Source organism: Telluria sp. AIW5 (assembly GCF_056680575.1).
The window spans coordinates 1,240,990-1,260,416 of the sequence record NZ_CM155289.1; the positions used below are offsets into that span (position 1 = coordinate 1,240,990).

At 60.6% G+C, this 19,427-nt stretch carries 20 protein-coding genes and 1 tRNA gene; 10 read left to right on the top strand and 11 right to left on the bottom strand.

Features of this window, described 5'->3' with window-relative positions; genetic code table 11:
- Positions 1-21 precede the first annotated feature (21 nt).
- Complete coding sequence (locus tag AC1MEM_RS05465) at positions 22-555, bottom strand: LPP20 family lipoprotein (protein WP_499475836.1); 534 nt, start codon at positions 553-555, stop codon at positions 22-24.
- 171 nt (positions 556-726) lie between these two features.
- Positions 727-813 carry a hypothetical protein gene (locus AC1MEM_RS05470; protein WP_499477572.1) on the bottom strand — a complete coding sequence of 29 codons (87 nt, stop codon included), beginning with the start codon at positions 811-813 and terminating at the stop codon, positions 727-729.
- Positions 814-1,118: 305 nt separating this feature from the next.
- On the opposite strand from AC1MEM_RS05470, the gene AC1MEM_RS05475 reads away from it, so the two are divergent.
- The 3 genes from AC1MEM_RS05475 to AC1MEM_RS05485 all read left to right on the top strand — a co-directional run bounded on the left by AC1MEM_RS05475 (position 1,119) and on the right by AC1MEM_RS05485 (position 3,361).
- Complete coding sequence (locus tag AC1MEM_RS05475; protein ID WP_499475837.1) at positions 1,119-2,153, top strand: TraB/GumN family protein; 1,035 nt, start codon at positions 1,119-1,121, stop codon at positions 2,151-2,153.
- A gap of 92 nt (positions 2,154-2,245) precedes the next feature.
- A tRNA-Gly gene (locus AC1MEM_RS05480) sits at positions 2,246-2,319 on the top strand.
- Between the two features lie 529 nt (positions 2,320-2,848).
- Positions 2,849-3,361 carry a PEP-CTERM sorting domain-containing protein gene (locus AC1MEM_RS05485; RefSeq protein ID WP_499475838.1) on the top strand — a complete coding sequence of 171 codons (513 nt, stop codon included), beginning with the start codon at positions 2,849-2,851 and terminating at the stop codon, positions 3,359-3,361.
- Positions 3,362-3,584: 223 nt separating this feature from the next.
- On the opposite strand, the gene AC1MEM_RS05490 is transcribed toward AC1MEM_RS05485, so the two are convergent.
- From AC1MEM_RS05490 to AC1MEM_RS05505, 4 genes are all read right to left on the bottom strand, one after another.
- Positions 3,585-3,830, bottom strand: coding sequence for a hypothetical protein (locus AC1MEM_RS05490; RefSeq protein ID WP_499475840.1), 246 nt, complete (start codon positions 3,828-3,830; stop codon positions 3,585-3,587).
- Between the two features lie 775 nt (positions 3,831-4,605).
- Complete coding sequence (locus tag AC1MEM_RS05495) at positions 4,606-6,450, bottom strand: sulfatase-like hydrolase/transferase (RefSeq protein WP_499475841.1); 1,845 nt, start codon at positions 6,448-6,450, stop codon at positions 4,606-4,608.
- A 595-nt stretch (positions 6,451-7,045) separates the two neighbouring features.
- A complete protein-coding gene (locus AC1MEM_RS05500; protein WP_499475842.1) occupies positions 7,046-7,333 on the bottom strand; it encodes a hypothetical protein in 288 nt (95 codons plus the stop codon).
- Positions 7,333-8,055: a S24 family peptidase gene (locus tag AC1MEM_RS05505; protein WP_499475843.1), complete on the bottom strand. Its 723-nt coding sequence runs from the start codon at positions 8,053-8,055 to the stop codon at positions 7,333-7,335. Before AC1MEM_RS05505 ends, AC1MEM_RS05500 begins: the two co-directional genes overlap by 1 nt.
- A 115-nt stretch (positions 8,056-8,170) precedes the next feature.
- Here AC1MEM_RS05505 and AC1MEM_RS05510 point away from each other — a divergent pair, with 115 nt between their 5' ends.
- Entirely contained in the window at positions 8,171-8,401 is a 231-nt protein-coding gene (locus AC1MEM_RS05510; protein WP_499475844.1) for a hypothetical protein, read from the top strand.
- Positions 8,402-8,412: 11 nt separating this feature from the next.
- Here AC1MEM_RS05510 and AC1MEM_RS05515 read toward each other — a convergent pair whose 3' ends face one another.
- Positions 8,413-9,531 carry a deacylase gene (locus tag AC1MEM_RS05515; protein ID WP_499475846.1) on the bottom strand — a complete coding sequence of 373 codons (1,119 nt, stop codon included), beginning with the start codon at positions 9,529-9,531 and terminating at the stop codon, positions 8,413-8,415.
- Between the two features lie 199 nt (positions 9,532-9,730).
- Between AC1MEM_RS05515 and trmB the strand changes: the two genes are divergently transcribed.
- On the top strand, positions 9,731-10,411 hold the full coding sequence (gene trmB / locus AC1MEM_RS05520; protein WP_499477573.1) for a tRNA (guanosine(46)-N7)-methyltransferase TrmB: 681 nt from the start codon (positions 9,731-9,733) through the stop codon (positions 10,409-10,411).
- A gap of 181 nt (positions 10,412-10,592) precedes the next feature.
- On the opposite strand, the gene AC1MEM_RS05525 is transcribed toward trmB, so the two are convergent.
- The 3 genes from AC1MEM_RS05525 to AC1MEM_RS05535 are packed head-to-tail and all read right to left on the bottom strand — an operon-like array spanning position 10,593 to position 14,631.
- Entirely contained in the window at positions 10,593-11,870 is a 1,278-nt protein-coding gene (locus AC1MEM_RS05525; RefSeq protein WP_499475848.1) for a sugar MFS transporter, read from the bottom strand.
- 30 nt (positions 11,871-11,900) lie between these two features.
- Positions 11,901-13,760, bottom strand: a complete 1,860-nt coding sequence (recQ, locus tag AC1MEM_RS05530) for a DNA helicase RecQ (RefSeq protein ID WP_499475850.1) — start codon at positions 13,758-13,760, stop codon at positions 11,901-11,903.
- 16 nt (positions 13,761-13,776) lie between these two features.
- The gene (locus AC1MEM_RS05535) at positions 13,777-14,631 is read right to left on the bottom strand and encodes an undecaprenyl-diphosphate phosphatase (RefSeq protein ID WP_499475852.1); all 855 of its coding nucleotides are present in this window, start codon (positions 14,629-14,631) and stop codon (positions 13,777-13,779) included.
- A gap of 246 nt (positions 14,632-14,877) precedes the next feature.
- Here AC1MEM_RS05535 and AC1MEM_RS05540 point away from each other — a divergent pair, with 246 nt between their 5' ends.
- Positions 14,878-15,279: a hypothetical protein gene (locus AC1MEM_RS05540; protein ID WP_499475854.1), complete on the top strand. Its 402-nt coding sequence runs from the start codon at positions 14,878-14,880 to the stop codon at positions 15,277-15,279.
- A 333-nt stretch (positions 15,280-15,612) separates the two neighbouring features.
- Here the strand turns inward: AC1MEM_RS05540 and AC1MEM_RS05545 are convergent, their stop codons facing one another.
- Positions 15,613-15,870 (bottom strand): YkgJ family cysteine cluster protein, encoded by a 258-nt coding sequence (locus AC1MEM_RS05545; protein ID WP_499475856.1) that lies wholly within the window; start codon positions 15,868-15,870, stop codon positions 15,613-15,615.
- Between the two features lie 175 nt (positions 15,871-16,045).
- On the opposite strand from AC1MEM_RS05545, the gene AC1MEM_RS05550 reads away from it, so the two are divergent.
- The 4 genes from AC1MEM_RS05550 to AC1MEM_RS05565 all read left to right on the top strand — a co-directional run bounded on the left by AC1MEM_RS05550 (position 16,046) and on the right by AC1MEM_RS05565 (position 19,375).
- The gene (locus tag AC1MEM_RS05550; RefSeq protein ID WP_499475858.1) at positions 16,046-16,708 is read left to right on the top strand and encodes a TetR/AcrR family transcriptional regulator; all 663 of its coding nucleotides are present in this window, start codon (positions 16,046-16,048) and stop codon (positions 16,706-16,708) included.
- Positions 16,709-17,015: 307 nt separating this feature from the next.
- A complete protein-coding gene (locus AC1MEM_RS05555) occupies positions 17,016-17,669 on the top strand; it encodes a protein-L-isoaspartate O-methyltransferase family protein (RefSeq protein ID WP_499475860.1) in 654 nt (217 codons plus the stop codon).
- A 10-nt stretch (positions 17,670-17,679) separates the two neighbouring features.
- The gene (locus tag AC1MEM_RS05560) at positions 17,680-18,003 is read left to right on the top strand and encodes a rhodanese-like domain-containing protein (protein ID WP_499475862.1); all 324 of its coding nucleotides are present in this window, start codon (positions 17,680-17,682) and stop codon (positions 18,001-18,003) included.
- A 40-nt stretch (positions 18,004-18,043) separates the two neighbouring features.
- Positions 18,044-19,375, top strand: coding sequence for a TolC family outer membrane protein (locus AC1MEM_RS05565; protein ID WP_499475864.1), 1,332 nt, complete (start codon positions 18,044-18,046; stop codon positions 19,373-19,375).
- Positions 19,376-19,427 lie beyond the last annotated feature (52 nt).

The following is a 19,427-nucleotide window of genomic DNA, read 5'->3' on the forward strand; positions in this document are numbered from 1 at the left end:
GCGCCGCACATGAGACGCAGCTTACTGCGCATGGTAGAACGACGCGCCGTAGGCAGCGCCGGGACCGGCGTTGCCCACCATGCTGCGGGCGTTCTTCGCCACTGGCTGGGCAGCGCGGGCGGAAGGAGTTGGGGACTGGGCCGCATTGGTGTCGAACTCCATTTCCACGGTCGTCTCGAAGCTGCCGTCTTCGCGCTGGGCGACGTTGGTCACGCGCGCGCCACGGATGAAGGCGTCAATATACACCTTGAAACTATCGTCCTTGAGCGCAAGCGAGCCAACAGTGCTGCCGCCTTCGATGCGCGTGCCGTACACCTGTTCGGCCATGGCGCGGTAGGCGTCCAGCCGCGCGGCACGCATGGCCAGCAGTTTGCGCTGGGCCGGCGAGACGCGCTCGCACTCGCCATTGCAGGAGGCCGTGTTGACGGCGCCATAGCCGGTGGCGTTCAGGGTGACGATGACCGGGTGCGGCGCGCCCGACTGGCGGGCGAGGGGCATGCCACAGGCGGACAGCAGCGAAGCGGCGGCAAGGGCGAGGACAGCGACGAGTTTCATGACGGATCCGGAAGTAAAGTAGGGCATGCGCGCAGCGGCGCGCTATCCCTCTTCATAACGGCCTGCGCCGCCGGATCTTGATGGACGCACGGAAATATTTATCCCCGAAACCGGCACAAGCGCCGCCGGATTGGCGGCTTGTCAAGCTTCGATGCCGGTTCGGCAAGCCGCTTACGATGAGGAGAGAACGAACTGGTTGCCGTCCGGGTCTTTCATGATGGCATAGGTGCCCCAAGGCTGCTTTTGCGGTTCCGACACGAACTCGACGCCACGCGCCGAGAGCTGGCGGTAGGTCGCCTCGACATCGTCGCAAGCGAGCGAGCCGTTGCACGGCGCAGCACGCGATCGCTTTGCTGCTGCGGCGGCAATTGATCAGCGCGAGCAGCGTGTCGCGCACATCGGTGCCGAGCTATCTCGTGCTGCGGCCATGGGCGGCGCGCAAGCGTCCGGGTGACAATTCGTGATATTCAATATACATATGGCTCTTGTAACATCTTGTTTCTTGCTTATATCGTTTGATGGCAACACAATGTCCTTCAGCTAACCACCAGAAGGATGCCCTCATGCTGTTGAAACGTCTCGTACCCGCGCTGGCCCTGTGTTTCCTGAGCTTGCCTGCCTGGGCGCAGACCGCGGCCGAGCCTGCGCCCGCGGCGGCTGCGCCGACGATGGCGCCTGCCACTGAAGAAGCGGAACCCGTTCCGCAGACCATCCTCGTTTCCGGCAGCCGCCCGGGGCCGGGGCTGTGGAAAGTGTCGAAGGATGATCACGTGATGTGGGTCTTCGGCACCTATTCCCCGGTGCCCACCAACATGGAGTGGCGCTCGCGCCAGGTCGAGAAGGTCATTGCGCAGTCCCAGGAATACCTGAAGCCGCCGATGGCGGGCCTCAGTGTCGGCTGGGGCGCTGTGACTGCCTTGCCTTTCCTGATCGGCGTCAAGAAAAATCCGGACGGCGCCGAGTTGAAGGACGTGCTGCCGCCAGACCTGTATGCACGCTGGCAGCCGCTCAAGCAGAAGTATTTCGGCGATGACGGCGGCGTCGAGCGCGAACGTCCCTCCTTCGTCGCCTCGGAACTGTCGAACCGCGCACTCAAGCAGGCGGGCCTGAGCGACGGCGGGGAAATCGCCAAAACCATCGAACGGATCGTCGACAAGCACAAGCTGAAGGTCACCGATGCCTCGGTTCACATCCAGATCAAGGAACCGGGCAAGGCGGTGCGCGACTTCAAGAAGTCGGCCATGGACGACGTGCCTTGCCTGGCAAAAACCATCGAACGCCTGGAAGGCGAGCTCGACGTGATGCGGGCGCGCGCCAACGCCTGGGCCGTCGGCGAATTCGAGGACATCCGCAAACTCGATTATGGCGACCGCGCCGCCTGCAGGCAGGCTGTGCTGAGCAGTTCGCTGGCAAAGAACCAGCCGGAATTGCAAACCCTGAATGAGCAGGCACTGGCATCCTGGATTTCCGCGGCGGAAAAAGCGCTGGCGACCAATGCCAATACCTTTGCGATGGTGCATATCAAGGAGATCCTGGACCCGAAGGGCGTGATTGCACGCTTGCAGGCCAAGGGTTATACGGTCGAGGCGCCGAAGTAAGCCGGCGCGGAACTGCCGGGGCGGCATTGCGTTCCCGGCAGCTGATGCAAGCTTGTCACTGCCGCGCAAACTCGCGTAGAATGCGTCGAGTCGCGGGTGTAGCTCAATGGTAGAGCAGAAGCTTCCCAAGCTTACGACGAGGGTTCGATTCCCTTCACCCGCTCCATAGGAGAGCCAGCCTGAAATTGCTGCCCGCTCTGCTCCACAGAGTCTCAGCGGCTCCACAGATCTTCGCGCCGTCAGAGATAGAATCTCCCTCTCAGCTGTATATGCCAGGGCCGAACACGCTGCCGCTACCGGCAGATTGCTTGCACCCACATCCCCCAGCCCATCCACCGTGTCATCAGCCGCCTTCGCACGCAAGTTGTAAAGCCACATCTTCTTGATCTTGTCCGTGAGCTCCAATGCCCCGGCGGCAGCCGCCAGGTGCGCCTGCCCCCCCCGGCGCCGCTGGCAGACCGCTCCAGATAAAAGAGCGGTTCTACAACATGAGGTCTCAATTTTTATTGCAAAACAGTAAATAGTGTTCAATATTTACAACTTTTGTGTTCATTTAATAATAAAGGGATGACTTCATTTATAAATTTTTCCGCAATCCTCGCATTCTGGCTGCAGCAGTAGTCATTGCCTGTGCTTCCGTTTCGGCACAGGCTGCCCCAGTCTTCACCGACGGTACTACCACGACTACAAAAGAGGTGACGTACGAGTCGAAGTTCCAGGGCGACGTACTCACCCTGTCGATTTTCGCTGACGGGGCAACTGGCACGTTCGCAGGAATTAATAGCCTGAAGAGCCTGGTCTTTTCAGGTTTGAAGCCTGCTGGCGCGGCAAACCGCTTCTTTTCGCTGGACGGCGCTTCCATGATGGGGTCGTCGACGCAAGATGGCTATTCATGCGGGGGCAGCAACGACGGTGGCCAGATCTGCTTCGACGACCTGAGTGATGCGATCGTCGCCGGTGACCCGCTGATCTACAAGATCAAGTTCGATTACTCGAACGGCACCAACCTCGACTTCGACAAGTTCAACGTGCGGGCAACGTACACTGGCCAGCACCTGAACGCCAAAAACAAGCTGGTCGATTTTCAGGTTGCTGAAACTGCGACCCTGAATGCCACTGAGGTTCCGGAGCCAGCCTCGCTGGCAATGATGGGCCTCGGCCTGGGACTGGTGAGTTTCGCCCGTCGCCGCAAGGGCAAGGCAGCGTAAGCCAGTTCTACTTCGTTGGCGCCACGATCTTGCCTCTTCGTAGATAGTGGCGCCGCGTCGTTCTGACTTCCTGATGCCCCAGCAGCTTGCTTGCAGCTTCATCCCCCACCTTACCAGGGCCGCAGGGCGCCATTCTCGAATCGTTGCGGGAAATGCTCAAGGGCGAACCGTGTGCAAAGGAATTCCCGCAGCTACTGCCAGGTGCGTAAGTGGCGAGAGAGCGTCACTGCAAAAGTTCGTCTGCGCACGTGACCGTCACCGCGAATTCAATCATACGTCCCAACCTTCGGTAGTGAAGCGGCTGGTCTTCTGGATCGATACTGATAACCTGGAAGCGCTGCGGATCATCTTGCTGCAGGCGCAGCCATTCATCGCGTGACACGGTTCGCCCAGTGGCGACCGGGAGATCGACCCAGAACCCTGTTTCCCGCTCCGCGCGCACCTGGTAATGATCCAGCATTTCGCCCATACCATGACCGCCTATTGTGAGGCCGCTATGGTAGCAGTGCGCAAGGATGAGGTTGCTTAAGGGACCCTTAGGCGGCCAGCGTCGGCCTTGGAATATTGGCTCCACAAAACTTGGTAGGCCTGCGTGGATACTGGCATTCACGAGGATGACAAACGCGGTATTGTGGAGCCGGAAACACGCCGCAACCTGCATGAGGCCTGAATTCTTCCACTAGCTTCCCAAGTTACGATGAGGGGGCGATTCCCTTCACCCGCTCCAATGAAAAACGCTGGAAAGCTGTATCCCTTGCTTACAGCATCACCTCCGCTCCAAAAAACACGATCTCTCCACTGCATCGTTGTCGGATTATGCCGGACATTTGCTTTCGTTAATTATCTGCAATACAATGATTTGTATTGCAGGAAAACAAGGTAATTTATGGAGCCGGTAACACGTAAGCTCGGTCGACGAGGCGCTTGCATACCTCTCTACTTACTGGGGCTCTGAAAACGGCCCAGAAATTGTCTTTTGGACGAACTTGCTGTTTTGCACAAAGATCGAAGGGAAGGACTACCATGGAACTGTGCCTGGCGAATTAACGCGAGGGCTCATCCGCCGTACCGTCGCCGCTTTCGCGCGTACATCGTTGAGTACATGTTTGCGGCAAGGGTTCAATTCCCTTACCCGTTCTAATAAACACAGCGGAAACATCCACTTCGCCGCCTCACGTAAGTAATGCTCCACAAATCGCCTTCAATTTGTGGAGCATTGCATTACCAAAGCAGCGGAAGGCTGTCTACCCTCCTGGTGCCTCGCGACCATGCGTCCCTACTCGCGCTAACATTACATCAAACTGCTCTGCAAGCAGCTTTTCCTGCGCCTGATTCATATGTGCTAATTGCTTTAGTATCCCTGCTTCCGGCTCAAGATGCTGCAACGGGCCCCCTTCGTCGAAATTAAACACTGGGCTTTTCCAGAGCATGTTTAACTGAGCGTTATAGCTGTAGAAGGAACCGCTGGACCAGATACCGCTACTTCCGTTGTACCACTCCCCACCGAAGCGGATGCTCCGAGGCGCGGGCTTTGCCGAAGCCAAGTCAGAACCTTGCGAATCGATGCGGCTCAGTGCATTGCCATAGGCGCAATGCAGGGTTGGCGATATGTCAACGTGGCTAGTCGGACGCGATACCACGATAGAACGAGCCAAGCGTGGGTCATAAATTACGAGCGGGACATGGTAGGAAGCCTCATTGAGCACCACTGTTTTCAGGAATCCCGCCTCCTGCCTGGTGCGCAGGCCGTGATCGGCCGTCAGCACAATAACGGTATTCTCACGCACTCCATGACGTTCGAGAGCAGCAACCAACTTGCCGAGGCTGTCATCGACAGTCTTTAGACGTCGGTAACCTTCTTCGTACAATGCTTCTTTGCTCGCACCGGAACCAAGCCAGGGACCATGCGTGAGTTGCGGCAAATAGGCATACATAAAAGGAGTCGAGGACTTTGCACTGGCGCCAATCCGGTCGATGAGCGCGCCTAGCAAGGCCTTGTCTTTGGCTAAGGCATCGCCTTCGATGGCCGTCGACACCACCCTACCACCCAACTGACGCACGGCCCAGTCATCGACGGGATAACGATGAGTGACCGGGTCAAACAAGGTGAAGTCATACCCTTGGCCGACCAAGGAGGAGAATGCGCTCTTGTAATGGTTGGACCGGTCCAGCTTGACTGTTTTCTCCAAACGATATGGCGGATATAGCCCCGTGAGAATGGAAAACCGGGCGTAACTCGTAAAAGGGTAGGTCGTAAAGTGCTGTTGCGCGACCAATGCCCTACGCTCGAGTGCTTCCATATTCGGTAGACCCTTTTTCTTGCCAAAAGAATAAAGTTCATACGGAATAGTTTCCATCAGGAAAAGTACGATATTGGGCTTGTTGCTGGCAGAGAGTCCTTTGTTTGCAAGCAAGCTATCTCCCTGACAGGTGTAGTCGATTCTTTCGACAACAATATCGTTGCTGAGCGAACCGCCGCTTTCGCCACCGAACATCTCCGTTACCATCCTCGCCGCGACTGGGGAGTGATACAGGCTACGCGGAGTCTGGTCGACGAGGACAGCAATTACGGCAATGGCGCTGACTATCGTGGCAAAGAAAACTGCAAGCGGGAACGCAGCATCGAAACGTGCAAACAGGGGGCGATGTTGATAATGATACAAGATGACAACCGTCGCGACGATGGCGACAAACTTGATAAGTGACCGCATCGATACATATTCAAGAATACTGCTCGGCCTCTCCCTGGCCCATGCCAACATCGGCGCGATCTGATCCCAAGTCAGGAACTTACCAGTCGACGCTAGTGCATTCATATTGACGAAGGCCAGGCCGAGCGCTGCGAGTGCCAGGATGAAAACTGTACGGGTCGTGACCTTTTCTCCGGCGAAGCGGTAAAGAATCAGCAGGACTAGTGGGATGAGGAGTAACAACAACCACAAGTCGGCAGCGAAAAAGCTGAGCTGCCAAAAAATGTTCAGGGTTGTCGCGTCACGGCCGACTATCCGACTCATGATGCGGTAACCACCATCTTCCAGCACACTATTTTTGATCGTTAGAAGAAACGCAATCGCGATGAAATAAATCATGACGATCGCTGAATTAAAAGTTGGAAGACGTCTGATCATATTGCGTGGTCAGTAAAGTTTGGACACTGAAAACGATTTGTAGGCGGTATCCTACATGAACTCTTTCAATAGATATATCTAAAAAGTAACCAAAGTTACGACTACGTAATATCCAATGTTTTGTGTGTCTTTTTGTATACAAAATTGGCACAGCCTCGATTCCGGCGTGATCTGTCGAGGAAGTAGCATGGCGAGACGGCGCCGGATTCAAACGACGACAGGGCTGCATTTCCTGACGGCAACCTGTTCAATACTCGGGAAAGGACGGAGGCAACGAAGCGCAGGGCGAACTACTGACATCGGAGCGCGTCAGCAAGTGCCGGTATCTCGTGGGCGCAGATCTTTGAAAACCAAACTGACCCGCATGGATACTAGCGGCTAGGTCATTCAAGTTGATAGTTTGGTGAAGCGTAGTTCTTCTGCAAGCCGCATGGGCAACGGGTTCCTCCTATTACTAGCTTCCCAAGTTTACGATGAGGGGGCGATTCCCTTCACCCGCTCCAGTCTTACGGCGACACCATGCTCGCCACTCCCACACACAGCCTTCGATCCCAGACTAAAACGGCAGTGGCGCGTCGTTTTTCGGCGGCACGGCGATATCGAGCTCGTGGAACCGCAGCGTCTCCAACTGCAGCAATGCCAGCAATTCCCCGGTCTGGAATGGCGCGTAGGCCCGAAAGCCGTTAGCCTCGAGCGATACCAGCATGATCGGTTGCGCAGGGAAATGCTCCGCGACCTTTTTTAAGACAGGCTCCGCGGCACCCTTCATCGTGAACCGCGAGGCGACAATCGCCACGACAATCGGCGATCCATGCGGCGCGAACTGCGTGACGTGTATTCGCATCAGATCCGGTCACTTTCCTTGCGCACCACGCGCCCGATGATCAGGCAGCTGTCGCCTTCGCAGGCGCGGCGGTAATAGGTCCGTTGATCCGGGTTGTCCGATGCCAGCCACCAGCGGCCACCGTCTTTCTGCATGCGCTTGACGACCGGCTCGCCATTGAAATTCACGGCAAACACTTCACCGACCGCAGGCTTCCTGTCGGCGGTATTGATGACGACGATATCGTCCTCGTACAGCGTCGGCTCCATGCTTTCTCCCTTGACGAGAATCGCAATCAGCTTGGCCGGGTTCAGTCCCTTGCGCTCGACCCAGTCGCGGCGCATGCCGACCGTGCCGCCGTCGTGCTGCTCCGGCTCGGTCTGGAAACCGGTGACACCCGCGGACAGGCGCAGCTTGACCATCGGCACCTGGACAAAGCTGTCGTCGTTGGCCTCGGGCACGACCACCCGCATGGCGCCGGGCAAGAGCTGGGTGGGATCTGTGCCCCGCAAGCCGTCGATGATGGCGGCCGGCAGGCTTTTGCCGGTGATCTTGGCGATCGCGAGCAATTGCTGCAGGCTCGGACCGTGCTTCTCGGTCTCCCAGTGCGAAATATTCGCCTTGGTATGGCCGCGCGCCGTCCCGAGCTCGAACGCCAGTTTCGTCCCCAGGGCTTCGCCCGAGAGGCCAGCATCGCGCCGAGCCTCCTTGATCCAGTTGGCAATCATCGTTTTAAGTTCCATCGTGAAATTGTATAGCAAGGTCGCACGAACAAGTATAGAAATTCTAAACTAAAAAGTATAGTATTCCTATACGCCTTGCGTTATCTCAAGGTCACGGCGAACAAGGAGACAAGCGATGAAATGGAAAATGGTGGAAATCTCGGGCATTGCCGGCGCGCTGGCATCGATCGGCACGGCGATGACGCTCGAGCGGGTTGGTGTTGCCTTGGGCATCATCACCGGCCTCATGACGTGTTGCCTGAACGTGTACTACATGCTCAGGAAAGACGCGCGCGAACAGCGGCAAGCCGAGCTTGCCATCCGGGAGACGGAAGCCCGGCTGGCAGCGCTGGAAGCCAAAAAGTGAACGGGACCCGGTCAGGAACCCAGCAGGTCGCCTTTGCGGAAAGCGCTGGCCCCCGCGATCTTGCAAACGTGCATGCCACGCAGCAGGTGGCGATGCGCCGTGCTCGCGAAAAAAACGCCGGCGTGCTTGGGGCGGACCGCCGTTACCTGGCCGGTCACCGGGTTGACGATCTCGGCCACGGCTTCCTCGGCCTCGACCTGGTCGCCGAGCTTTTTCAGGAATACAAGGACCCCGGAATGGGGCGCGAACAGCGGCTCGACGGCTTCCAGCGGCGTCGGCGCGCACAGGGGTTCGGGCAACGGTGTGATCGGCAGATCGAGCACGCCGTTGCGCGCCAGGTATTGCAGCAGGGCCTGGGCGTCCGGCTGTGCCAGTTCGTAGCGCACGTCGCGCTCGCCGCGCAGCTCGACCGTGATGGCGACGCCGGCCGGCGGAATCGCGACCTCGGGTCCGAAGTGTTCCGCCAGGTCCCACCACAGGCGGCTGCAGGCTTCGTCGAAAGGCTCGCCGCCGGATTCGCGCGCCAGCAGCAGCGCATGCGCACCCATCAGGGCGGCCAGCGGCTGCACCGCTTCGGCCAGCGGCTCGCCGGCATACATGTGCAGCACGGACTCATTATCGCAATGCAGGTCGAGCATGATGTCGGCGTCGATTGCCATCGACAGCAGGGTTTTTTTCAGCAGGCCGCCGCTGGTGGGCGGCGTCCATTCTTCGAGCGATTGGCGGGCGTGCTCGCGGATCAGGGCGACGTTCGCTTCGGCATCCTTGCCCAGCTTTCCTTCGAGCGACTTCTTGAGGTCGGTCGCGACATGTTTATAGGCGCGATTGAAATTCACGCCGGTCGACAGATCGTAGCGGCCGAAGGGCGTGCCGTGGATCGTCTGCGACAGGCCGATCGGGTTGGCGGCCGGCACCAGGATGATTTCGCCGCGGATACGTCCCTCGGCATCGAGCCGGTCCAGTTCCTGGCGCAGGAAGTGCGCCACCAGCATCGCCGGCACCTCGTCCGCATGGAGCGAGGCCTGGATGTACACCTTCTTGCCAGTTCCGGGCGTGCCGTAGTGGAAGGAGGTCAATTGAAAAGTGGCGACGTTGTCTTCGATCGCGATCGGGTGTTTGGTCGAATGCATCGGCTGGCCTCGGGGAGTGCGCTGGTAAAAACCTGATTATGGCGCAGATTGCCTTTCTGATCACACGCGGATGCCGCGCCGCCACAGGCTGTCCTGACAGGGAATGCCGCCTGGGTCCTGGGCTATAATGTCCGCCGTTCTCTCCTCACACTCATTTCCCATGTCCGAAGACACGCCCAACAACGGCCCGGCCCGTACGATGCTGTACGACCCTACTGAACACCGCATCCGCAGTTTCGTCACCCGCGCCGGCCGGCTGTCGACGGGACAGGCACGCGCGCTCGAAGAATTCGGGCCGCAATTCCTGGTCGAATACAAGAAAGAGATGCTCGACTACGCCGCCGCCTTCGGGCGCCAGGCGCCGACGATCCTCGAGATCGGTTTCGGCATGGGCGACACCACGGCCCACATCGCGCGCCAGATGCCCGATAAAAATTTTATCGGCGTCGAAGTGCACACGCCGGGTGTGGGCAGTCTGCTGAAACAAATCGGCGAGCAGGGCATCCAGAATTTGCGCCTGATCCAGCACGATGCCTTCGAAGTGCTGAACCACATGATCGCCGACGGCTCGCTGGCCGGCGTGCACATCTATTTCCCGGATCCCTGGCACAAGGCGCGCCACAACAAGCGCCGCCTGATCCAGCCGGCATTCGTAAAACTGCTGTGCGAGAAATTATCGACTGGCGGCTATATCCACCTGGCGACGGACTGGGAAGACTACGCGGTGCAGATGCTGGAGGTGCTGGGCGCCGAGCCGATGCTGGCGAACACCGCCGAAGGCTACGCGCCGCAGCCGGCGTATCGGCCGTTGACCAAGTTCGAGAACCGCGGCCTGAAACTGGGGCACGGGGTGTGGGATTTGGTGTTCACGAAAAAATAGGGGGCACGCCGTGCCCACGCGGACGCTGATCGGTGTTGGCCCGGTTCTTACCCGATCGCACGCATAAAAAAACGCCTCCAAATGATCATTTGGAGGCGTTTCTTTTTTGCGTATGCTTCGATAAAGGCAAGGCCAACATGACGCACATTTTCGCGTGGGCACGGGGCGCCCACCCTACGAATCACGCCGTCCGTGGCCGGCGGGCAAAGACGCCGAAGCACAGGATGATGGCGTAGCACACCGCCGGCACCGCCAGCGCCATTTTCAGCCCGACCGCATCGGCCGCCGTTCCCGTGATCAGCGGCACGATCGCGCCGCCAACGATCGCCATGCAGATGAGTCCCGACCCCTCGGCCGCCCGTTCGCGCAGCCCTTCGCAAGCCAGCGAGAAAATGGTCGGGAACATGATCGAGTTGAACAGCCCCACCGCCAGCAGCGCCCAGCCCGACACCAGCCCGGTCGTATTCGCCGACACCAGCAGCAGCGTGATCGTCATGCCGGCCGCACAGGCCAGCACCTTACCGGGCGAGAACAGGCGCAGCAGCGCGGCGCCGATGAAACGGCCGACCATCGCGCCGCCCCAGTACAGCGGCACGTGCTTGCCGGCGCTTTCCGCATTCAGCCCGAGCACGTTCGCTTCCATCAGGTAATTGACGATCAGCGAGCCGACCGCCACTTCCGCACCCACATACAAAAAGATGCAGGCCGCGCCGAACGCGAAGCGCTTTTGTCCCAGCAGCTCGAAGGCGCCCAGCGCGCTGACCTTCGGCGCGCGCGTCTCGACCAGCTTCTTGCGGTTGTGCCAGACCATGGCCGCGACGATCACCAGTGCAATGGCGAGACAGATATAGGTTTTGACGACGACGCGCGTCTCCGCGGCGCGGTAGGCGTCGAGCGCAACACCCGACAAGGTGCCTGGATCGATGGTCGCAAGCGAACCGAGGATCAGGATCGCACCCACATACGGGAACACGGTCGTGCCCAGCGAGTTAAAAGCCTGGGCAAAGGTCAGGCGGCTGTGCGCCGTGGTCGGCGCGCCCAGCAGGGAAATCAATGGATTGGCCACCACCTGCACGATGGTGATGCCGGAGGCCAGCACGAACAGGGCGACGAGGAAGGTCGCGAACACGCCGGACGAGGAGGCGGGGATGAACAGCAGGCAACCGGCCGTCATGGTCAGCAGGCCGGCCACGGCTGTGCGCATGTAGCCGATGCGGCGCACGATGGCGGCAGCGGGAATCGAGACGATGAAGTAGGCGGCAAAAAAGGCCGACTGCACCAGCATCGCCTGCGCATAGCTCAGCGTAAACAAATCCTTCAGTTTCGGGATGATGACGTCGTTCAGGCTGGTGATGCCGCCGAAAATGAAGAACAGGGCGAAGACGAAGGTTTGCAGGCTGGCCGCATTGGCCGGCGCGCCGGAGGGAGCCGGGGCGCTCGAGGGAGAGTCGATGTGCATGATGGGAGGGAAAATCGTGCCGAGGCAGGGCTACAGCATCTCGTTGATGATACCGACGATCTCGTCGCCGTAGGAAACCAGTTTCTTTTCGCCGACGCCGGACACGCCGCGCAATTGATCGAGCGATGTCGGCTTGACCTTGGCGATCTCGCGCAGCGTTGCGTCCTGGAACACGACATAGGCCGGCACGCCATGCGCGCGCGCAGTCTCGACGCGCCACCAGCGCAGCTTGTCGAAGATGGCCTGTTCGGATTTCGACAGCTCCGTTTCCTCGTAGCCCTTGGAGGTGGCGAAGGCGCGCTTCGGCTTGACCGGCTTCTGGTACTGGCGCAGCTGCACCTTCTGCCCGCCCTTCAGCACGGGACGCGCGGCGTCGGTCAGCTTCAGCGAGCTGTAGGATTCGTGGTCGACCGTGATCAGGCCGAGCGCAATGGTCTGGCGCACGATGGCACGCCACTCCTGCTCGCTGCGATCGTTGCCGATGCCAAACACCGACAGCGAATCGTGGTGCCACTGGCCGATGCGGTCGGTCTGCACCCCGCGCAGCACGTCGATCACGTGGCCGGCGGCAAAGCGCTGGTCGACCCGGTAGATGGTCGATAGCAGTTTCTGCACCGGCACGGTCGCGTCGAACGACACGGGCGGAATCAGGCAGGTATCGCAATTGCCGCAGGGACCGGAGCGCTCGCCGAAATAGTCGAGCAGGCGCATGCGCCGGCAACTGAGTGTTTCGCACAGGCCCAGCATGGCGTCGAGCTTTACCCCCAGCACGCGTTTGAACGTTTCGTCGGCTTCGGACTCGTCGATCATCCTGCGCTGCAGCACCACGTCCTGCAAACCGTAGGCCATCCAGGCGCTGGCCGGCATACCGTCGCGGCCGGCGCGGCCCGTCTCCTGGTAATAGCCTTCGATACTCTTCGGCAGGTCCAGGTGGCAGACGAAACGTACGTCCGGCTTGTCGATGCCCATGCCGAAGGCGATCGTTGCGACCATCACGATGTTTTCTTCGCGCAAAAACTTGGCCTGGTTCTCGGCGCGCTTCGTGTACTCCATGCCGGCGTGATAGGCCATCGCACGGATGCCGTTTTCGTTCAGGAACTCGGCCGTCTCTTCGACTTTCTTGCGCGACAGGCAGTAGACGATGCCCGAGTCGCCCGGATGCTCGGTGCTGATGAAATCGAGCAGCTGCTTGCGGCCGGTGGTCTTCTCGACGATCGAATAACGGATGTTCGGACGGTCGAAGGACGAGACGAATTGTCGGGCGTCGTCCAGCTGCAGGCGGTGCGCGATTTCGTCGCGGGTCTGCTGGTCGGCCGTCGCCGTGAGCGCGATGCGCGGCACGTCGGGAAATTGCTCGTGCAGGATAGACAGGCGGATGTATTCCGGCCGGAAATCATGACCCCATTGCGAGACGCAGTGCGCCTCGTCGATCGCGAACAGCGAGATGCGCGAATCGTGGAACAGGTCGAGGCAGCGCTGCGTCATCAGGCGCTCGGGCGCCACATACACGAGGTCGATTTCCCCGGTGCGCACCAGGCGTTCGATGCGCAGGGTTTCCTCGAAGGTTTGCGTCGAATTCAGGAAGGCGGCGCGCACGCCGACTTCTTCCAGTGCATCGACCTGGTCCTGCATCAGCGCGATCAGCGGAGAAACGACGACGCCGACCCCGTCGCGCAGCAGCGCGGGGATCTGGTAGCACAGCGACTTGCCGCCGCCGGTCGGCATCAGGACCAGGGCATCGCCGCCGCTGGCGACGTGATTGACGATGTCGCCCTGTTGCCCGCGGAAGGCGGGATAACCGAAGACGGTCTGCAGCAGGTGCAGCGCGCGCGCTTCAGTGTCGTGCTGCAGATCTTGCTGCAGATCGTGAACGATGGGTTCGCTGTTCATGGGATTGCTTTCGGGCTCATTCCGCCCAGTTCACCAGCCCGTAATGCGCGGTGACGAGGACGATCAAACCGAACACGATACGGTACCAGGCGAAGATCGTGAAGTCGTGCGAACTGATGTAGCGCAGGAGCCAGCGCACGCACAGGAAAGCCGAGACGAAGGCGGCCAGGCCGCCGATGCCGAACATCGGCAAATCGGCCATCGACAGCAGGGCGCGTTCTTTATAAACCGAATACACGGTCGCCGCCAGCAGGGTCGGGATGGCGAGGAAGAACGAGAATTCGGTGGCGGCCTTGCGCGACAGGCCGAACAGCATGCCGCCGATGATGGTCGCACCCGAGCGGCTGGTGCCGGGAATCAGGGCAAAGGCCTGGGCGCAGCCGACTTTGAATGCGTCAAGCACCGTCATGTCGTCGACGGTCTCGATGCGCGAAGCGTGCGGCAGGCCCTTCCGGATAGCCTGGCTGTTTTTCGGACGGCGCTCGACCCACAGGATCACCAGGCCGCCGATGATGAAGGCGAGCGCGACGGGCACCGGCTTGAACAGCTCGGCCTTGATGGCCTTGGCGAACACCAGGCCGAGCAGGGCGGCCGGCAGGAAGGCGACGATCAGGTTGATGACGAACTTCTGCTGGCGCCGCTCGCTGAACATGCCGGAGAGCACGCGTGCGATGCGCTCGCGGTACTCCCACATCACGGCCAGGATGGCGCCGGCCTGGATCGCGATCTCGAACACTTTCACTTTTTCGCCCGTGAATTCGAGCAGGCTGCCAGCCAGGATCAGGTGGCCGGTGGAGGAGATCGGCAGGAACTCGGTAAAGCCCTCGACCAGGCCCATGATGATCGCCTTGATGGCGAGGAGAATATCCATATTTGCTTTATTTAGTAAGGTAGCGGGGAGTGCCTGGTGGAGAAACTGCGCGGGGTCGAAGCTTACCACGAGCGGCGCTATTGCCGCTGAGCCGGGCCGTGGTGGGAAGGCGGTTTTGCCCCCGACTTGCGCATCCTGTGGGTTTCTGTTGCGTCCGCGCCGGCCTGCACGATATCGCCGCGCAGTCTGTCACAGCGCCCGGATCACGTGCTAGACTGAATTCATGATTCACTCTGCCGCACAACGATGAGTATTGTTGCAATCCTGGTCTTGCTGGCGGTTGCATGGTCCGCCCTTGCCATCGGACAAATCCCCAATCCTTTCCGTGCACGCCCTTCCCAGGCCCGTCTGTGGCGCCGCGCCTTTCCTTCGGCAACGAAGCGCCAGATCGGCGAATTCCTCTCCCTGTTTGCCGACGCCTTTTCCTTCCGCACGACCGAAACCCAGAAATTCCGTCCCGATGATCAATTGCTGGGCATCTATCGCGCCTTGCATTCGGCCAGGTGGATTCCGGCGTCGAAGGAAGTCGAGCGCCTGGCGAAAGAATTGCGCAGCCGGTATGGCGTGGCGCTGGGCGATATCTGGGATGAGCGCATGACGTTGGGGGCCTTGTTCGCGCACGTCCAGCAGACCAAACGCCGTGCTTGACGGCTAGTTGGGGCTGTTGCCTGTCCTGTTAGCGGTGTTTTGAATCCGCATGGGCACGGGTGCCCATCCTGCGGAATACGCCGCGGGTTCGGCCCGCGGCCTCGATAGTTCGTGCATTTCCTGCCTGCGGCGTCTCCCGTAGAGCGTGTGAAAAAATCGTCAGGGCAAGGGATGCGGCCGCCCGACGCATCGTCGAAGACAGTACGGGGGTAGGGCGAGACGATGCAACGCAGCCATGGCGATTTTTTCACACGCTCGTAGGGTGGGCATGCCCACGCGGATTCGACACACCGATAGCGCCACAGGCAACAGCCCCACATTCCTGAACGGGTTCTACCCCGGCGCCGTCGCCCGTTCAAGTTCATCGAGCCAGACAATCGCCTGCTCCCGGCTGTCCCCGCACATCTCCATCGACGGCTGCAAGCCGCCACAAAACGCAGGCCGCTCGGGCTTGCCGAACACGCGGCAGCGGTTATCGTCATCCAGTTGCACGCAGCGCACACCCGCCGGCTTGCCGTTGGGCATACCGGGAATCGGACTGGTAATCGAAGGAGCGGTGCAGCAGGCACCGCAATGGTCGCGGCAAATCATTGAGCGGGAAGAAGCGGGCGGACAGGAAGGAAGAACTGCGCAGTATAGCGCCCGGCGCACCGGAGCGGCGTAAACATAATTGCACACCTGACGCGGCCGTAAACGAAGCCTGCTTGACTACCCCCGAGCCCGGGTCTATATTCGATGACTTAATACTAAGTTGTCGGACAGAAGCATGGAATGCCCCATTGACACCAAGCCGCGCTGGGAGCGCCGCAAGGATGCTCGTCCACAAGAGCTGCTGGCGGCCGCGATCGACTTGTTCGTCGAGCGCGGCTTCGCTTCGACCCGGTTGGAGGACGTCGCGCGCCGCGCCGGCGTCTCGAAGGGTACCTTGTACCTGTATTTCGAGAACAAGGAAGAGCTGTTCAAGGCGGTCGTGCGTACCAGCATCGTGCCCGTCGTGGCCGAGGCCGAGTCCTCGGTCGCCGAATTCGAGGGGCATAGCGCCGACTTGCTGCGCAATGTGATGATGGACTGGTGGGAACGGATCGGCGCCAACAAGGTGTCGGGCATCGTCAAGCTCGTCACCGCCGAGGCCGACAATTTCCCAGAACTGGCCAAGTTCTACCAGGACGAAGTCATCAACCGCGGCACGCGCATGATTTCCAGCATGCTCGAGCGTGGCGTCAAGCGCGGCGAATTCCGCCAGATAAACATCACGCAAATGACCCAGGTGCTGATCGCGCCGATGCTCATGCTCGTCACCTGGAAGCATTCGGTCGGCCCCTGCGAGCGCGGCGACCTCGAGCCCCAGTCCTTCCTCGCCACCTTCCTCGACATGGCCCTGCACGGCCTGCTGCCGCCCGCCGGTACGGCTGAGCAAGCCAGCCCGTGAAGGCCGGCATCGCTATGGCGCCGGTTTCCCGGCGTTCACCCCCTCCAAACTGCAGACTGTCGCAATTTCGCGCGATCCGGATGCCATCCCGATAAGATGTCCTTCCTGAGAGCCTGTGAAATAAGTTCCATGGCTGCGTTGCATGCGTCTCGCCCTGTCAGCGTGCTGCCTTCGAGATGTTGCGACGCCCTCAGGGCCCGCCCTGAAGGGCGCGTGCATGGCGCATGCGTGTTTCCCCCTATTTCACACGCTCCAAGGCAGTTCAACGATAAAATATCGGATTATTTCTTTTCCGCCGAGAACCAAGATGAATATCGAACAAGCCCGCTTCAACATGATCGAACAGCAGATCCGCCCTTGGAACGTGCTGGACCAGGACGTGCTCGACCTGCTGCATGTGGTCAAGCGTGAACAGTTCGTGCCCCAGGCCTACGAGAACCTGGCCTTCGCCGACGTGGAAATCCCGCTGCCGGGCGGCGAAGCGATGCTCAATCCGAAAATCGAAGCGCGCGTCCTGCAGGAACTGAATATCAAGAAACACGAGAACGTGCTGGAAGTCGGCGCGGGCTCGGGCTATATGGCCGCCCTGATGGCCCATAAAGCGCGCCACGTGACCACCGTCGAGATCTCGCCGGAAATCAAGGCCCTGGCCGAACAGAACATTGCCCGCGCCGGCATCTCGAACGTGAGCGTGGTCGAGGGTAACGGCGCCAACGGCTGGGAAAAGGATGCGCCCTACGACGTGATCGTGGTGTCGGGCGGTCTCGAGAACCTGTCGGACACTTTCCTCAAGCAACTGAAAGTCGGCGGACGCATCGTCGCCATCGTCGGCCAAAAGCCGGCCATGCAGTGCGTGCTGGTGACGCGCGTTTCCGACGCGGCCTACGACACGGTCACCGTGTTCGAGACCAATGTCAAGATGCTGTCCGGCGCGCCGGCCGTGTCGCACTTCACGTTCTGAGGCTGGAGCGATGCAGCACATGACCGCGCCCGAGCTGGCCGAACGCCTGGCTGACGAAAGCCAGCCGCAACCACTCTTGCTCGACGTGCGCGAGAACTGGGAATTCGAGACCTGCCATATCGCAGGCTCGACCCAGGTCCCGATGCATCTGGTCCCGATCCGCGCCGGCGAATTGCCGGACGACCGGGACATCGTCTGTATCTGCCACCACGGTGCGCGCAGCATGCAGGTGGCTGCTTTCCTCGAACGCAACGGGTTCGAGAACGTAACGAATTTGACGGGCGGAATACACGCCTGGGCCGTGCAGGTCGATCCGGCGATGCCGAAGTATTGACCTGTTTTCCACACTTTTGATGACTCCGACGGAGACCGCAATGCAGAAACCCCTCATCGCCGTGCTGCTGGCCAGCGCTTTCGTGTCGCTCAATGCGCACGCGATCGACCTGATCCAGGTGTACCAGCAGGCCCTGGCCAACGACGCCACCTTCGCCAGCGCGCGCGCCTCGCTCGCGGCCGGGCGGGAACGCGTTCCCCAGGGGCGGGCGGGGTTGCTGCCGACGATAGGCCTGTCGGGGGCGTACGGCAAGAACAACAGCGATCAGTCGCAATTCGTTCCGACCCAGGACGCCTTCATCGACGGCGGTTCGAACCTGCGTTCCAACCAGTACACGCTCGCGCTGAGCCAGCCGCTGTTCCGCTGGGACCGCTGGCAGACCTATGAACAGAGCAAACTGGCGCAAGCCATTTCCGAAGCCCAGTTCGCGCAGGCCCAGCAAGACCTGATCACACGTGTGGCGCAAGCCTATTTCGACGTGCTGTCGGCCCAGGACACGCTGGAGTCCACCCGCGCCCAGAAGAGCGCCGTCACCGAGCAGCTGGCCTCTGCGAAGCGCAATTTCGAGGTCGGCACCCAGACCATCACCGACACCCACGAGGCGCAAGCGGCCTACGACCTGGTGGTGGCACAGGAGTTTGCCGCGGTCAATGACCTGGACAACAAGCGCAGCGCCCTGCAGGCGATCATCGGTGCCGAACCGGCCGCGCTGGCGCCGCTGCAGTCCGGCATCAACCTGGCGCCGCCGCAGCCGGCCGTGGTCGACCCGTGGGTGTCCTCGGCCGAGAGCCAGAACTATGGCGTGACGGTGTCCCAGCTGGCGCTCGAATCGGCCAAGCGCGACATTTCGAAAAACCGCGCCGGCCACCTGCCGACGCTGGACTTGGTCGCCAGCTCGTCGCGCACCAATGTCAGCGGCCGCAGCGCGGGCTCGGGCGACACGCGCAACAACGCCATCGGCGTGCAGTGGACGATACCGATCTTCAGCGGCTTCGGCGTCACCAGCCGCGTGCGCGAATCGATTGCGCTCGAAGACAAGGCGAGAAATGACCTCGAGGCGACGCGCCGCAACGCTGCCCTGCAGGCACGCCAGGCTTTCCTCGGCGTGAACAGCGGCCTGGCGCAAGTGAAGGCGCTGCAGGCGGCTGAAGTGTCGAGCCAGTCGGCGCTCGAATCGAACAAGCTGGGCTACCAGGTCGGCGTGCGCATCAACATCGACGTGCTGAACGCCCAGCGCCAGTTGTACTCGACCCGCACCGACCTGGCGCGCGCCCGCTACAACACGATCCTGAACGGCCTGCGCCTGAAGGCCGCCTCGGGCTCGCTGCGTGAAGCGGACCTGGTGCCGGTGAATAACCTGCTTCAGAAGTAAACGTGCACATGAAATTTGCATCCTGAACTCGGGATGCAAATAAAAAACGGCG

Bases quoted from the DNA above. Each gene is read 5' to 3' on its own strand.
- AC1MEM_RS05465 (WP_499475836.1), bottom strand. From the start codon at position 555: ATGAAACTCGTCGCTGTCCTCGCCCTTGCCGCCGCTTCGCTGCTGTCC.
- AC1MEM_RS05475 (WP_499475837.1), top strand. From the start codon at position 1,119: ATGCTGTTGAAACGTCTCGTACCCGCGCTGGCCCTGTGTTTCCTGAGC.
- AC1MEM_RS05490 (WP_499475840.1), bottom strand. From the start codon at position 3,830: ATGGGCGAAATGCTGGATCATTACCAGGTGCGCGCGGAGCGGGAAACA.
- AC1MEM_RS05495 (WP_499475841.1), bottom strand. From the start codon at position 6,450: ATGATTTATTTCATCGCGATTGCGTTTCTTCTAACGATCAAAAATAGT.
- AC1MEM_RS05500 (WP_499475842.1), bottom strand. From the start codon at position 7,333: ATGCGAATACACGTCACGCAGTTCGCGCCGCATGGATCGCCGATTGTC.
- AC1MEM_RS05505 (WP_499475843.1), bottom strand. From the start codon at position 8,055: ATGGAACTTAAAACGATGATTGCCAACTGGATCAAGGAGGCTCGGCGC.
- AC1MEM_RS05510 (WP_499475844.1), top strand. From the start codon at position 8,171: ATGAAATGGAAAATGGTGGAAATCTCGGGCATTGCCGGCGCGCTGGCA.
- AC1MEM_RS05515 (WP_499475846.1), bottom strand. From the start codon at position 9,531: ATGCATTCGACCAAACACCCGATCGCGATCGAAGACAACGTCGCCACT.
- trmB (WP_499477573.1), top strand. From the start codon at position 9,731: ATGCTGTACGACCCTACTGAACACCGCATCCGCAGTTTCGTCACCCGC.
- AC1MEM_RS05525 (WP_499475848.1), bottom strand. From the start codon at position 11,870: ATGCACATCGACTCTCCCTCGAGCGCCCCGGCTCCCTCCGGCGCGCCG.
- recQ (WP_499475850.1), bottom strand. From the start codon at position 13,760: ATGAACAGCGAACCCATCGTTCACGATCTGCAGCAAGATCTGCAGCAC.
- AC1MEM_RS05535 (WP_499475852.1), bottom strand. From the start codon at position 14,631: ATGGATATTCTCCTCGCCATCAAGGCGATCATCATGGGCCTGGTCGAG.
- AC1MEM_RS05540 (WP_499475854.1), top strand. From the start codon at position 14,878: ATGAGTATTGTTGCAATCCTGGTCTTGCTGGCGGTTGCATGGTCCGCC.
- AC1MEM_RS05545 (WP_499475856.1), bottom strand. From the start codon at position 15,870: ATGATTTGCCGCGACCATTGCGGTGCCTGCTGCACCGCTCCTTCGATT.
- AC1MEM_RS05550 (WP_499475858.1), top strand. From the start codon at position 16,046: ATGGAATGCCCCATTGACACCAAGCCGCGCTGGGAGCGCCGCAAGGAT.
- AC1MEM_RS05555 (WP_499475860.1), top strand. From the start codon at position 17,016: ATGAATATCGAACAAGCCCGCTTCAACATGATCGAACAGCAGATCCGC.
- AC1MEM_RS05560 (WP_499475862.1), top strand. From the start codon at position 17,680: ATGCAGCACATGACCGCGCCCGAGCTGGCCGAACGCCTGGCTGACGAA.
- AC1MEM_RS05565 (WP_499475864.1), top strand. From the start codon at position 18,044: ATGCAGAAACCCCTCATCGCCGTGCTGCTGGCCAGCGCTTTCGTGTCG.